Here is a 15,029-nt window from a genome sequence, read left to right as displayed (position 1 = left end):
GGTCAACCTAATGGTATCAACAGTAGCCCTCTACATTCGGGTCTCCACAGATGAGCAGGTGGATGGTTACAGCATAGATGGTCAGATGGATATGCTTAAGGTATTCTGCAGACGGCACAATCTAACTCTATATAAAGCATATATAGATGCAGGAAAATCAGCAAAGTCGATTCAGGGCAGACCCCTTTTGCAGCAGTTACTTGTGGATGCACAGCAGGGGTGTTTTCAAAACGTCTTAGTCTGGAAGCTAAATCGGCTTTCACGCAACCATAGTGACTTGCTGCATATGGTGAAAATTCTTAATAAGAGCAATGTCGGAATAAAGAGCGTGACAGAAGATATTAATACCGATACGACGATGGGCAGCTTTGTTGTACAGGTGCTGAGTGCTATTGCTGAGTTAGAACGGGAACAGATTTGTGACAATGTCCGTTTAGCTGTGCAAGAGCGCAATCGGCAGGGGTGCTGGAATAGCGGGAATATGGTGCTCGGTTACCGGTGGCATAAGAATCCTGACCCTGGACAGCAACGGCTTGAAGTTGTGGAACCTGAGGCTGAGCTAGTTCGAACTATTTTTACCATGTATGCAGATGGATTAGGGTACAAGGCAATCACCAATCGACTAAATGCTGCAGGTTGTCGGACCAAGAAGGGCCTAGCTTTTGGGATCGCGGCGGTGAGAGGCATCCTGACTAATCCCAACTACATCGGAAAAATACGCATTGGTACAAGCCAGCGCCATACAGGGGCTGAGGTACAACTGGTGGAGGGTGAACAAGAAGCAATCATTGCTTTGGAATTGTGGGAACAAGTCCAAGCCAAGCTACGAAGTCGATCGAACCCGCCATTGAAGACGATCAAACGGCATTTTCCATTGTCAGGATTGCTCAAATGTCCTGGTTGCGGGTGCAGCATGGTTGCGGCACACACGAAGAGCTATAACAAAAACGGGACAATTCGGAAGAACTACTACTATGTGTGCTCGATCTATAGGAGTAAGGGCTCCGCTGCGTGTAGCTTAAACGCGATTCGTGCAGATGATATGGATTGCTGGTTCTCTCAACAAATGCAGGAGCTTGTGACTAAACCTCCTTTGCTGAATCAAATCATCGCGGCAGCGAACGATAAGCGGGATCTAAGCCGTAAACCTCTTGAGGATGAAAAGAGAGGTTTGATTAAGGAGTTGGTTGCATTTGATCAGCGGCAGCAAAGATGCTTTGAGTTATTTGAAGAGGAGCATATCCCTCAGGAAACTCTAGTGGTACGGCTTAAGGAACTTGAAGAGCAGAAAGCTGTTAAGCAGGAGGGGCTGCGAGTTGTTGAAGAAAAACTTGCCAATCAACAGATACAATTGGTAGATAGCAATAAGATTCTTGCCGCATTGAAGAATGTGTGGGCAATGGTCCAAACCTCCCCGCATGAACAGCAAAAGAAGCTGCTTAAGGGCTTGTTTGATAAAATTACGCTTCCAGCTGACAGGAATATATCAAAAGCTGTCTTACATGGGAGTGCATCGTTAAATCATATACTACTCACAAATGATATGGAGGAATTTTAATGCATAACCAACAACAAACCTGCATAAATCGGGTCGGGCTGGAACCAGAGTGAGTACTCCAATGTTAATGACCTCTGATAAGGTGCGCCGAGTCGGTATTTACGCCCGTGTGAGCACGGAGGAACAGGCTGAGCATGGCTATTCCATTGATGCACAAATTGGAACATTAAGGAATTATTGTAATCTTTATGGTTATGAAGTTTACCGAGAGTACGTGGACCGAGGGATCAGCGGTAAAAGCATGGATAATCGCTTTGAGCTGCAGCAAATGCTTCAGGATGCAAAAAGCAATCTAATAGATATTTGCTTAGTATGGAAATTTAATAGGTTGGCGAGGAATGCAGGTGATCTTCTTCATATCGTTGATACACTGCATAAGAATGATGTAGCTTTCATGTCCATGTCCGAACAATTCGACACCTCAACCTCTCATGGAAAATTCATGATGCAAATCATGGGTGCTGTAGGGGAATTGGAAAGAAATACTATAGTTGACAATGTTAGGATGGGTCATAAACAACGTGCTAGGACAGGGAAACATAACGGTAAACTACCGCTTGGGTACCGAAGTGTAGAAGATGTCGTGAATGGAGTTCGGGTTCGGGAGTCAAAAGTAGTGATAGTCCCCGAGGAAGAAGTCATCATTCTCAAAATATTTGAACGCTTCGCAACCGGACGAGGTTTCAAGTCGATTGCTAATGAACTGAACCATGAGGGCTATGTAACCAAATCGGGAGGGGCTTTCTCCATCAGTGGGGTGAAGGAGATTTTGGACAATCCATTCTTCGTGGGGAGAATACGCTATGGAAGATATGAAAACTGGAGTGAGAAAAGGCGTAAGGGCCTTAACACCAAACTGGAGACTTTTGATGGGATTCACCCCGCTATTGTTTCGGAAGAACTATGGAACAAAGTACAGTACCTACGCAAGAAAAAATCAGTGGTCTCCTTGAAGCGGTTCGATGGCGAGTTCCTGCTAACCTGGCTCATTCGCTGTCCAAAATGCGGAGCACCAATGGTAGCTAATCGGACTCAGAATCGTAAGAAGGATGGCAGTAAGGTCATGCGTCTATACTACTCTTGCAGCAACTTCCGTAACAAGGGGAGCAAGGTATGCAGCGCCAACAGCATTCGGAAGCTGGAGGCAGAGAATTATGTAATTAAACGGCTTAAAGAAGTATTAGCAAAGCCTCAGATTCTCAAGGCTATCGTGAAAAACATCAATGAAAGGAAAACGAAGCGTGTCAAACCCCTACAGCAGGAACTTGAGCATATTCTGGTTAAGATAACAGAGCTGGAGGGGAAGCGGCGAAAGTATTTTGACATGTACGAAATGAACGGTTTAGATAAGACGATGTTCTCCAAGCGGCTTGATGACATTGGTGAAGAACTGGAACGATTACATGTCAAAAAGACAGAGCTGGCTGCTGAAATGAAAGAGGACCATGCTGAGCCTGTCTCCTACGAAGTTGTCCGTTCTCTTCTGGTCAAGTTCGATAAGCTGCTGGATTCGTCATCATTTGACCAACGAAAGACCTTAATGCATTTGGTCATCAAGCAAATTACAATCAAGGATTCAAAAAGCATCGACCAAATCGATATGAACTTCGATGAGAATACGGTACACCATTTTTTAAACACTGACCCTTCTGTGAACCATACAGAAGGGTCTCTTTCTGTCCATATAATACACAAAATTGAAGGAATAAACATTTCTATTGCCATATGAAGAATGAAAGCGTTAATATTCTTCATTAATGAGAATGTTCTCAAATAAATGAGAACCGTTTGTAAACAAATTTTCTATTGACAACGTTCTTATATCTGTTTAGAATGAGAACATCAAGCCATATAAATTTGAAAGGTTAGGTGTTCAAATGAAAATACTAAAGATAACCGTTGAGTTTGAAATGAACGAAGGTGAAGCATCCATTGAGAAATTTCGTGGTTTTCTCGATGCCTATCTGAATCAGGAGATAACAGAGGTAGAAGATGATGAGCAGGATGGGGACTTTGTAGGAGAACTTGTCAAGAACGAGAAGGATGGAATTGTAGAGTCAGAGCATTTGGATCGTTTAAGAAGATTTCGCGATGGTCTTTCTCAAAAGCAACAACAGGTATGGAATTACTTTATGAATCATCCTGGGCTTGTCTACAGTGACGACCTACGGCAGGCACTCCCTATATTGGAGAAGCACGGGGCTCTAAGTGGTGTTTTTCGGGCAACAAGACGTTGGGTGGGACTGGGAGGAGAGAAAGAAACAAGCCCTTTTGCACAAGTTTCGTGGAGTCATGAGCGTGGATGTGGTCTTTATCGCGGCCTGACAGATGCTGAAGTACAGTCACTGAGCAAGTATTAAAATTTAATCTTTTAGTGAAAGGATGATGAAAGGTGATTGTAAACCATTACCGGAGATATACAGCAAGTGATGTTGTAGTTTTGCAACAGTTTGCAGAAGATTGTGAAAATAAAGGGCTGGTTTTGGAGTTAGGGGGTAAAAATGGATACGTGTAAAAAATGCAAGAAACGAGCCGTTGATAAGACTATCGGAAGTAATAAATGCGGTAAATGCAAAGCTAGGAGTGGTGAGCATCATAATAAATTTAGAAGATCAGCATTAGAAAAGTACGGGAAAAATTGTATGAATCCGCGATGTCCAGTCCCTCCAAGTCAGCTGTATGAAGATGATTTGGATGTACATCACAAAAGGGAAGTAAGTGAATTTCCAGACGATGCTACAGTACAAGTAATCAACTCAGTTGAAAACGCTGAGGTATACTGTAAGATTTGTCACGCAAGAAAGCATAGAAATGCTTGCTAAAGAATGAATAGATATTTATTAGAGACCCTTCTACTTATAAGTAAAGGGGTCTTTTGCTGTCCAGATGAAGCGAGAGATCCAAGGTCAGCAGATTTCAATTGCAATCTGACTGTTCGAGTGAACGTAATCTCTTGTCAGCCCCTAAATAAGCGTCAGTGGCTCCAAAATGATTTTGAACAGCTATTGTCACTACTTACAACACTGACACTAAATGCAGGTCAAAGCGGGGAATCGGTGCCAAATGTATTTCAATGATAGGAGTATTCAGAACACAACAGATGACATACCAAGAGTCTTATGGGAAACTGAATCTAAGAGAAATTGGAGGGACGGTATATGTCCGAATTGACGAAGAAGGAAATCGAGTCGATAGCCAAGACCATCTCAGAACACTTTGGGGAATACACAACCAAGTATGAGGTATCGAAATATCCAGAAGAGCCATACCTAAAGTGGAAAGAAAGCTTTTCTGATCCTAAAAATGTTGAACCTAATGAAATTAGTCAAGCGTTCGAGTGGAAATACGGCCATTGGGGAAAGCCGAGTTATGTCCCCTCCCATAAAGTTATTATTGCCAAGTTACAAAAATATTGGCCTGAGTTTGCTGAAACAGGCAAGCTGGAGCTTGACGACATTTTTGCATTTTGGGAAGAGAAGTTAGCAGGTCATCAGTCCTTCATTACAATAGCATTCTTGTCACATCTAATATGCTCTAAGAAAGTGGAAATCATAGATCAGCATAATTTCCGAGCAATGAACTATCTCATGTCAACAGTAAGGCCTGATTGGGTTTGGAAGAGAGTACCTGTAAGCCAAGAGGACATCACGGATTTTTCTGCATTTGTACGATCCGTGCTTCCAGCGGTTAAAGAGGCCAAGGGGAATAAGCGGGAGCTAGACAAGTTCCTGATGATGTTTGGGAAGCATAAGGTGAAAGTCATTCCAGTATCCCGATCCAAAGTAGCTCCAGCAGTATCCAAAAAGCATGACTGGAACTCGTTCTCATCAGAGGTTTTCGACATAGGAAAGATCACATTACGATCCAATGCCGATCTGCTCTTTGCTCTGCTACTCCAATCATTGGATGCGGATGGAACTGGTGATGGGTTCACATATACAATAGAAGAGATACAGAAAAGAATACCGATGCAGAAGACAGGCATTGCAGTCAGTTCGAGCTACAACTACGCGATGGTTGCCTTATTCGGGAATCAGAGAGGAAGAGATTACTTCACGTTTGGAAATGTAAGCTTGGGTACGTACTTCACAGAGCAGGCTAACGATCCATCCAGGGACAATACCTGCTGGAAGAAATACCTTGATGAGAAGGTCAGTATTAATCCGAAATACGTGAGAGTGGGCAAATAAGAGAGCAGCCGGAAGCTCCAATTCAATTTCCAACCTAAAAAAGCGTCAGTGGCGACAATTGCGTCAAATGGCAGAAGGTCAATGGACACCACGGACACTTCCCGCAGATGTTTCGAGTCAAGGGCTGTTGCGGTAGTCTCATCGAAGGCAAAGGAGCATCAAAAATTTAGCCGTTATAGCGTGTACGGTGAACCTTATCATAAGTAGAGGCAAGTTTTTTGAAAAAAAGCTCGCAGGAGCCTGTATTTACAGCATATAGACCATAGGAGTGGGGTAGGTCAGACTCTGGTCAGGATGGTGAGTAAACGGGCTTCTGCGAGTTTATTTGTACTACAGAGTATGTAGTAAGATAGTAAGATATTTTTTTTCATATACTATGAAATTTAGTATTTTTATGAGGCGGATAGAATGAAAAAGGAACAGAAATCCGTTGAATATATGGGATATATAGGATAAAATAAAAAGGGGCGGTGAAAACTGTTCCCTACTACGGGCATTGTACTCGTAGCTCTGCAGTTCGGAGGAATTTTAAATTGCCGCATATGTGCGGAGGAGAAGATCGACCCATTGGGCCGATCTAAAAAGAAGAGTTAAAAAGGCGATAATTCGCAAGAGAAAGTAGAACCTGTTAAAGCAGGGAATACAAAAACGTGTTCTGCCTAGTTTCGGTACGTGCCTTCATTATCTGGAGGTAGCGGATGAAAAAAGGTAAGAAGAACAAAAACAAAAAGAATAGCTTATTGGAGCAACTAATAACGGGCGTAGTGATCAGCGTAACTGCTGAATTAATCATTGTGCTTATTCATAAGCTGTTTCAGTAAGCTTGAAAGGAAGAGGGGGTGCGCACCCCCTCTTCCTTTCATTATATTCTCAACGAATTTATTGATTTGTGAATCGATGGGGCGACTATATTGTCAATATCCGTAGTGGAATGTTACATGACGGACTATATAAAAGTAAACTAATATTGCTCTGAAACTATAGAACACTGTCTACATAAATGATACACAAATAAAAATTATGTTAGGGGGAACAAAATGAGTGAAAGTTTTTTAGTATCTGCGATAAAAGCATTCTTTCCAAACTCGCCGTTGGCAATGTTTTATATCCTAATATCCCTTGTATCCATTTGGATGTACAAACAGTTCCGGGCATATTTAATTGAGAATCAAAAAAGTACAATAGGAAAAACAGAGAAAGCAATAGAAGTATATTCTGAGCTTGAAGTAACGATTCGGAAAATATTACGGGAAAATATAGTATCGACATCACTTGATGAATGTATTACCAAATCAAGTTCATATTTACCTTATGAATTATTAAAAGATTACTATTATTGGGTGGAGACTGAAGAGGAGGTAGAAGGGGATAGAATTAGAAAGCTTAAAGAATTGCATCAGAAAGTAAAGGATGAAGTATTAAAACTAAAGAGAACGCAGTATGATTCAGTTACATATAGAAATAACGGTGGAATGATGGAATTTATAGAAGTTTATTATAAAACTAAGCTTGTTTCCTTGTTTGAACCGTTGTTTCATACGGCAATAAATTTGCTTATTTTACTGATAACAGTTTTAGTTGTCGGAACCATTGCGGTTACTGATGAATGGACTCAAAAAGTGTTTTTAATATCAATCTTAATTTCAGGAATTTTTTTCCTATTAGTACTTGATTTAATCCTTTCGGAGGTCCTGTTAAAGAAAAGGTTTAAACACTCATCTAAAAACTGGATCATATTTGGATTATTTATAATTGTACCAATCCTTTTAGCACTTTGGGGGCAATGGTATATTGGTGTAATTATAATAGTTATCATTATTGCTTATGCTTATTATGCTGCGAAATTCAGTATTAGAACTGTAAGCGGGGCATAATATTTAACTTGCATTAGCCTGTGTTTCTATCATAGGACATGACTTGTGGCCAGATAGCGTTCATGTGGAGAAAAGTGAACTTTCATAAGGTTGACTGAACTGATACAGACAAATTAAATTTTTGCTTTTTTGGAATTTATAATTTCTACTTTTTCCTCAAAAGAAACTGTCCTTTTTTGAAGATGTATCGCCCTGTTGTATTGTTAGAAATATAATAAGGGCAGTGTTACAAAACATAAGTGAAGACTGGCGGTGATTTTTATTAAAGAACTACTCTGGAATCTGTATCCAGATATTAAAGAAAGAAGGCACTTTGCTGGGGAGTGAACTACAATATCTCATGGCCGAGACAAATATTAGACCTAATAATAAAAAGCTCGTAGGAGCCTGTATTTACAGCATGCCAACCGAAAGAGTGGGGGGGGGGCACCCTCTGGTTGGAACGGTGCGTAAACGGGCTTCTACGAGTTTGTTTGGTTTTATAGATGTAACGATTAAGTTTTTCTATTTACTTCAAAGCCCCCTCCAAATGTAGAAGGAAGATATACTACCCAAACCACGCGTATCTTGCCGCTCTCGATGTCCTGAAGGGCAGGGCGCTTGCCCATGGATTTACCGGAAATACTGGCATCTACATATTCCTTGTAAACAAATAACATCAATATTCTATTTAGCGGACTTCCAGATTTTTAGTCGTCTGGGGTATTGAATGGGCGACTCTTCATTATCTTCATTTTCATAGCTCTTGGAGTCATCGGTGTAGGAATTAGGCTTCATGCTATAGGAATCGCAAGAATTGAACTGCAAATACTTGTTCGATTCACCATAAATGTCGCCCAACAATTCAAGGATTTCGCCCTTAGAAGGATCAGAAGGGTCTACAAATGGATACCACTGCCGCGAACCTCCATTGAGTTCAATATCTCTGTAACGAACAGAATTTATAAGAAAACATGATTTTGTGACCAGTAAAGGTCTGAAGTAGATCAAAAAGCTTTGAACTGGGCTAAGAAAGAGATTAAGCACTAGAAAATATTGACACCTGACTGGTACAATGGACTTATGTATCTAGTTGTCCAAAAAGTATTCGGCTAAAGAGTAAGACCTCCTTGTATCATACATATGAAAAAGCAAAGGTGGTTTCAAATGAAATTAGTCAGTTTTAGAGTTAAGCAATTTCGTTCTGTTGAAGATAGCGGTTGGATCAACATATCTGATGTAACAGCATTTATAGGTACAAATGAATCAGGTAAGACTAATTTGCTTGTTCCATTGTGGAAATTAAATCCTGCAAAAGATGGGGAAATAAATGCTATTCAAGATTATCCTCGCGACGAATATCATATAATTCGTGCTCTCAAGAAAAAACCAATTTTTATTGAGGCTAAATTTCATCTCTCAGAGAGAGTGAACGATAAAATTTCAGAACTAACTGGTCTTCTCAAGGTACAGGTTGAGCATGTCATTGTTAAAAGAGCTTTTGATGGCGAATACTTTGTGGAGTTTCCAGAGGCAAAAGGACCGATAGAGCCAGATGTGAGATTTATATGTGAATTGATTACTCAGACCATACAGGATATTCAGGGGGTTTCATCCACAATTAAGGCAGATGAGACTCTGAAAGAAAATATCTTAAGAGTATTAGATAGTTCTCTTGTTGAACTTGGAGGCGTGAAGGAAGATACCTTAGATTTACAACAAATGAATCGCATAAAGGAGAATCTTCAAGGAATAGACTTGTCAAAAGCAGCTAAGCGCTCAACAATTTCTCCAAGGTTTGGACAATTAATAGATGAAATTGATGCACACATTGAATCACTGGATATACCTGAGCTTGAAGAGAATGAGGAGGTAAATCAATATATTGTAGAACGTCTGCCCTCTTTTGTGTACTACTCGAATTACGGTAATCTTGATTCGGAAATATATTTGCCCCATGTCATTCAAAATATGAACAGAATAGACCTCGGAGTGAAAGAAGCCGCTAAGGCTCGCACTCTTAAGGTTCTTTTTAATTTTGTAAAGCTAAAGCCCCAGGAAATTCTGGAGCTTGGAGAAGATTTTCCGCAAGGATCATCCCCCTCGCAAGAACAGATTGAAATTGTAGCAGAAAAGAAGAAAGAAAGAGATGTTTTACTTCAGTCGGCATCAACACAGCTAACATCAAGATTTAGAGAATGGTGGAAACAAGGAGATTATCGCTTCAGGTTTCAGGCAGATGGTAATCATTTTAGGATTTGGGTATCGGACGATAAAAGGCCTGAGGATATAGAACTTGAAGCAAGAAGTACTGGACTGCAGTGGTTTTTAAGCTTTTATCTTGTATTTTTGGTAGAGAGCCAGTCCTCACACGAAGGTTCGATTCTCCTTTTAGATGAGCCAGGAAATTCTTTGCACCCAATTGCGCAAAGGGATCTTTCAGCATTTTTTGATAACCTTTCAAAAACTAATCAAATCCTCTATACAACCCATTCTCCCTTCATGGTTGACCCTAACCATTTGGATAGGGTCAAAGCAGTATATATTGATTCAGCGGGATCTACTGCAGTTTCGGCTAATCTTAGAGCTGGTGAGGGGCAAGTTAAGCAGACTCAATCCATTTATCCTGTTCATGCTGCTTTAGGATTATCGGTTTCAGATACTTTACTGCAAGGTTGTCTAAGTGTAATAGTTGAGGGTCCTTCCGATCAGTATTATCTAAGCGCAATCAAAAACGTTCTTATAAGCAAAGGATTAATCCTTCCTAACAGAGAAATTGTGTTTATTCCTGCAGGAGGCGTTAAGGGTATAGCAGCCGTTGTATCCATTATTACAGGGAAAGACCAGACACTTCCTTTTGTTTTATTAGATGGAGATGGCCCAGGGCTAAGTAGCGCTAGAAAACTGAGAGATAGTATTTTTGAATCAAGTCCAGATCATGTTATTTTGGTGAGCGAGGTCATTGGATTGGTCGGAGCAGAGGTCGAGGATCTATTTTCTGTTGATTTTTTAGCTGATATAGTAAATCGCATGTTGCCAAGACCAGCAGATCTCGAGGAAGATTTCTCTGACATTGTACAACCAGGGATTCCTATAGTATCGCAAATAGAAACATACGCTTCTTCTAATGGTATTGAACTCCAAAAAGGCTGGAAAGTAGAACTTGCTCAGCGGACTAAGACACAGCTACTTAAAGGAAGGTCAGCAAAAAGTATAGATGATGATTATTTAGAAGTTTGGAGTAAGCTTTTTGAGTCACTAATTCAGTAGTGAATGAAGCACAACGATCGTTGCTTATACTAAGGCCGTCAATTAACAAAACTCTACTAAAACAAGTTGAGAAAATACATCTTCGATTGATACACCATTGCTTTAATATTTCACTGGAAATCGAGGAATATGTTAAGAAGTTAGATAAAATATCATAAAAGGGGAGCCACCAATGAACCCGAATTATTTCCTTGAGTCAATTCCTAACATCGAGTCAAATGATAATTTAAGAGAACCTCAAATTGAGGCTTATAAAGCAGTTTACGATCATCTAACCGTACAAAATAATCCCGAACATGCCATTGTTGTTCTTCCAACTGGTGTTGGGAAAACAGGGGTCATGGGTTTAATTCCCTATGGAAATTCATTGGGAAGAGTGTTAATTATAACACCTCAATTGGTCATAAAGGATGCGGTGCTTGATTCTCTTGACCCAGAGCACCCTAAGAATTTCTGGATGGCTCGGAATATTTTTAGTAAGTTCAATGATCTACCATCAGTTATTGAATATGATAGTACAACCTCTAAATGGGCATTAGATGAAGCAAATATCGTTATATTGAACATTCACAAGCTTCAAGATAGATTGGACAGAGCACTAGTGAAAAGAGTGGATTCCGATTATTTTGATTTGATTATCATTGACGAGGCACATCATTCCACAGCTCCAACATGGGAGAAGACTTTGGAGTACTTTTCCTCAGCTAAGGTTGTTAAATTAACAGGTACTCCTTTCCGGTCTGATGGTGAGGTTATTGAGGGAAAGTATGTTTATAAATATTCCCTTAGTAAAGCAATGGCGAAAGGGTATATAAAATCACTGGAGAGAGTGAAGTATATTCCTGATGTTCTTTATCTAACCATCGATCGTAAGGATGATACGTTTTATTCTATTGATCAAATTCGAGATATGGGACTGAAGGCAGATGATTGGATTTCTCGTTCAGTTGCTTATTCAAAAGACTGTAGTTTGAAAGTTGTTAAAGAGAGCATTGATATTCTTAGACGTAAAAAGGAAAGTGGCATCCCGCATAAGATTATTGCAGTTGCATGTAGCATTTATCATGCTGAACAAATTCAAGTCTTATATGAAGAGTTTGACATAAAAGCTGTTGTGATTCATAGTAAATTACCAAAGGATACACTAAGTGCTGGTTTGAATGCTATAGAAAATCATAGGGTTGAGGTAGTTATCCATGTAGCAAAATTAGGTGAGGGTTATGATCATAAGTATTTATCAATAGCCGCTATATTTAGACCATTTCGTTCAAGATTACCTTATGAGCAGTTTATTGGTAGAGTCCTTAGATCAATTGATGCTGATGAGGTTGTTAGTGGAGAGGATAATATTGCGGCGGTTGTACATCATCAAGAGTTAGGATTAGAGGATCTTTGGGAATTTTACAGAAAAGAACAAGAAAAGAGCAATGTAATTAAATTTATTGAACGTGGTGGAACTTCTGTGGAGGGTGGAAATATCACCGACCGAAATATAAATAAAGAGACTGGTTACGTTCAGGAAGATGGGGAAGGCGAATTTGTCACGGATTCCTTTATTGATACTGAATTAATAAAAGAAAGGGAACGGCGGGTTGCTGAAGAACACGAAAAGTTAAAGAAGCTCAAGGAATTGCTCCCTGATTATCCGGAAGATGTACTTCTACAAATGGTTAGAAGACAAGAAGAGGGGTCGATGACTGAAAAAATTCTAAGACCTGATAAATTTATTTTTAGAAAAAAACGTAATTTAGATGATAGAATTAAAAATGAGATGGTTCCAGAGTTAATTATCAAATATAATATCCGTAAAGAAGCGAATGATTTAATTAACTGTAGAATTTTTAGTGGGAAATATGCTTGGATACCGGAAAAGTCTTCTGATAATGCCGCAATGTTAGCTATTTACCTTGAATATCGCGTGAACGAAGAAGTTGGAAATCGTATTCGTACATCTTGGGGACCGGAAGAATATGCTGCTGCGCTTAATCATGTAGAAGATATTTATGAGGTAATGGATCAGATTTTAGATTCTGAATTTGGAGGGAAGTAAATGTCTCATATCCATGAGCTTTACACGCTAATAGAAGGACACATCATTACACCTGCTGAATTGTTATCAAATGCTAAGTTACCCAATTATGAGTTTGTAAAGTTTTCAAATAACGGTATAGGGCTACATGTCGAAGCTTGCTGCCGAGTAGATGAAGGAAAGCAAGTTCTTTTCAATTACTATTTTGATGAAAAAGATCGACTTCAGAAGTTAGTGATGGAATCAGGAACAACATCAGAAGTACTCTTTGATCGTATTGTTGAAGTTGAGAAACTTAGATCTAAAATACGCTCTACAAAGCGTAACAGGGATTCTAGCATTCGCAACTGAAACCTATCCGTCACCTCTAAGGTGGCGGTTTTTTGGTTGCTGGAAATAAGTGTTTATAGCTATAGGTCCTATCTAAAGAATATGTATTTGGTTGAAATTACCTCAGGCATAATATACAATTATATTGCCTATGGTAATAGACTATAGGGATGTGGATGATCTCTTGTCAATGGCCTGGACGATAATTCTTATCACATGCCAGATAACTAGGATTGCTGACATGGTCACTGATATTTGAATCATGAATGTGTCACCAACTTTCCACAATGCTATTGTTATTATAACTCTAGTATAACTGTTTAATGAGACGCAGTCGCATGCAAGTGCGGGAAGGAGTTAAAGCTCAGAGGGCCTAACAGCTGCAGTGATACGGCCCTTTAAGCTCACTCAAAATAATGAAAACGCAAAATATAAACTTTAGGCACTTTCAATTGAAACCATTTCCTCATTTTGATCAAAGGATATCTTTATCCAACATAGTTAAAGGCAATCTGCAAACCCCCTCGTATATAACATCTCATAGCTTTTATCCTTTTATCCATTACACAAAGACAACAAGGAAATATAAGGAGAATGCAAAATTAGCACCAAAGAATAGGGAAATATTCTATGCGAGCCATATGGACGGATACATATTTAAGTACTACGGTGAACTGTTAAACCAAGCTTATAATCATCTATGCTACGCACGAAAAATAGACGAGGTTTCTCTTGCTTATCGTAATAATAAAGATGGAAAAAATAATATAGATTTTGCTGCTGAGGTAGTTCAATTTATTACTTCTCAGGAAAGGGCATATATATTTGTGTCCGATTTTTCTAGTTATTTCGATAGTCTAGATCATACGTTATTAAAAAAACGGCTTTTAACAACTTTAAATACCAATAAGCTTTCTGAAGATTGGTGGAAAGTATTTAGAAATATTACGAAGTACAATTGGGTAGAGAAAGATGATGTTATCAAAGATTTGGGAAATATTAATAGTGCTAATTCATCACGTTCACCAAGGGATCGATACTACAAACCATCTGAATTTAGAGAATTCAGAAAACGCGTTGAGATTAAGAAGAATCTGAAAGACTATGGTATCCCTCAAGGGACTGCTATCAGTGCTGTTTTAGCTAATGTTTACGCAGTTGATTTGGATGAGGCGCTCCATAATTATGCCAATAGCTTGGGTGGAATATATCGAAGGTACAGTGATGATATTATATTTGTGATCCCCATTAAAAAGGGGGAAGAGAACTTAACTGCTGCCCATGAACAGTTCATAAAACAGATTGTGGGAGATAACAAAGTGGTTATGGGAGAAGGTAAGACCAGCTCCCTGTACTTTGTAGATCAGAAAATATATGAGGATAGCCTTTTTGAGAAAGAGTCTAAGCTAGACTATTTAGGGTTTTCATTTGACGGAAAAAAAGTGAAGATACGCGAAAAAAGTCTGTATAAGTATTACCATAGAACCTATAAAAAAATTGAGAAAATTAATAAATTGAGTATAAAAACAGGAAGGAAGATTGGCCGAAGAAAATTGTATTCTTTATACACACATTTGGGGTATAACTACAAGGGTCATGGTAACTTTATTTCTTACTCCAAAAGGGCCCATCTGGTATTTAAAGAGAATGACAAAATTGAAAGTTTAATAAACCTTCAAACCAAAAGGCACTGGAACAAGATACAAAGGAGATTGATTAGAATTCCTTAAGAGTATTCATATAAGGTAGAAAATTATACATTCTAAAATAAAAAGTGATAAGGTCGCCGAATAAGGTAT

Annotated in this window: 9 protein-coding genes; all 9 read left to right on the top strand. The window is 39.2% G+C overall.

Annotation, left to right across the window (positions count from 1 at the left end; genetic code table 11):
* Positions 1-10 precede the first annotated feature (10 nt).
* The 9 genes from NYE24_RS19665 (at position 11) to NYE24_RS19625 (ending at position 14,960) form a co-directional block, all read left to right on the top strand.
* Positions 11-1,558 (top strand): recombinase family protein, encoded by a 1,548-nt coding sequence (locus tag NYE24_RS19665; protein WP_342476484.1) that lies wholly within the window; start codon positions 11-13, stop codon positions 1,556-1,558.
* A gap of 61 nt (positions 1,559-1,619) precedes the next feature.
* Positions 1,620-3,287 (top strand): recombinase family protein, encoded by a 1,668-nt coding sequence (locus NYE24_RS19660; RefSeq protein WP_342476483.1) that lies wholly within the window; start codon positions 1,620-1,622, stop codon positions 3,285-3,287.
* A gap of 148 nt (positions 3,288-3,435) precedes the next feature.
* Entirely contained in the window at positions 3,436-3,918 is a 483-nt protein-coding gene (locus tag NYE24_RS19655; protein ID WP_342476482.1) for a hypothetical protein, read from the top strand.
* Between the two features lie 798 nt (positions 3,919-4,716).
* The gene (locus NYE24_RS19650) at positions 4,717-5,748 is read left to right on the top strand and encodes a hypothetical protein (protein WP_342476481.1); all 1,032 of its coding nucleotides are present in this window, start codon (positions 4,717-4,719) and stop codon (positions 5,746-5,748) included.
* 1,037 nt (positions 5,749-6,785) lie between these two features.
* On the top strand, positions 6,786-7,622 hold the full coding sequence (locus NYE24_RS19645) for a hypothetical protein (protein WP_341027696.1): 837 nt from the start codon (positions 6,786-6,788) through the stop codon (positions 7,620-7,622).
* Positions 7,623-8,768: 1,146 nt separating this feature from the next.
* Entirely contained in the window at positions 8,769-10,871 is a 2,103-nt protein-coding gene (locus NYE24_RS19640) for an AAA family ATPase (protein ID WP_342476480.1), read from the top strand.
* A gap of 172 nt (positions 10,872-11,043) precedes the next feature.
* Positions 11,044-12,921, top strand: coding sequence for a DEAD/DEAH box helicase family protein (locus NYE24_RS19635; RefSeq protein ID WP_342476479.1), 1,878 nt, complete (start codon positions 11,044-11,046; stop codon positions 12,919-12,921).
* Positions 12,922-13,251 carry a hypothetical protein gene (locus NYE24_RS19630; protein ID WP_342476478.1) on the top strand — a complete coding sequence of 110 codons (330 nt, stop codon included), beginning with the start codon at positions 12,922-12,924 and terminating at the stop codon, positions 13,249-13,251.
* Positions 13,252-13,646: 395 nt separating this feature from the next.
* Complete coding sequence (locus NYE24_RS19625) at positions 13,647-14,960, top strand: reverse transcriptase domain-containing protein (RefSeq protein ID WP_342476477.1); 1,314 nt, start codon at positions 13,647-13,649, stop codon at positions 14,958-14,960.
* The last annotated feature ends 69 nt before the right edge of the window (positions 14,961-15,029 follow it).

The organism is Paenibacillus sp. FSL H7-0350 (genome assembly GCF_038593195.1).
GTDB lineage: Bacteria > Bacillota > Bacilli > Paenibacillales > Paenibacillaceae > Paenibacillus_AQ.
The sequence above is the reverse complement of the archived record's forward strand: the minus strand, read 5'-3'. Positions and strand labels throughout refer to the sequence as shown.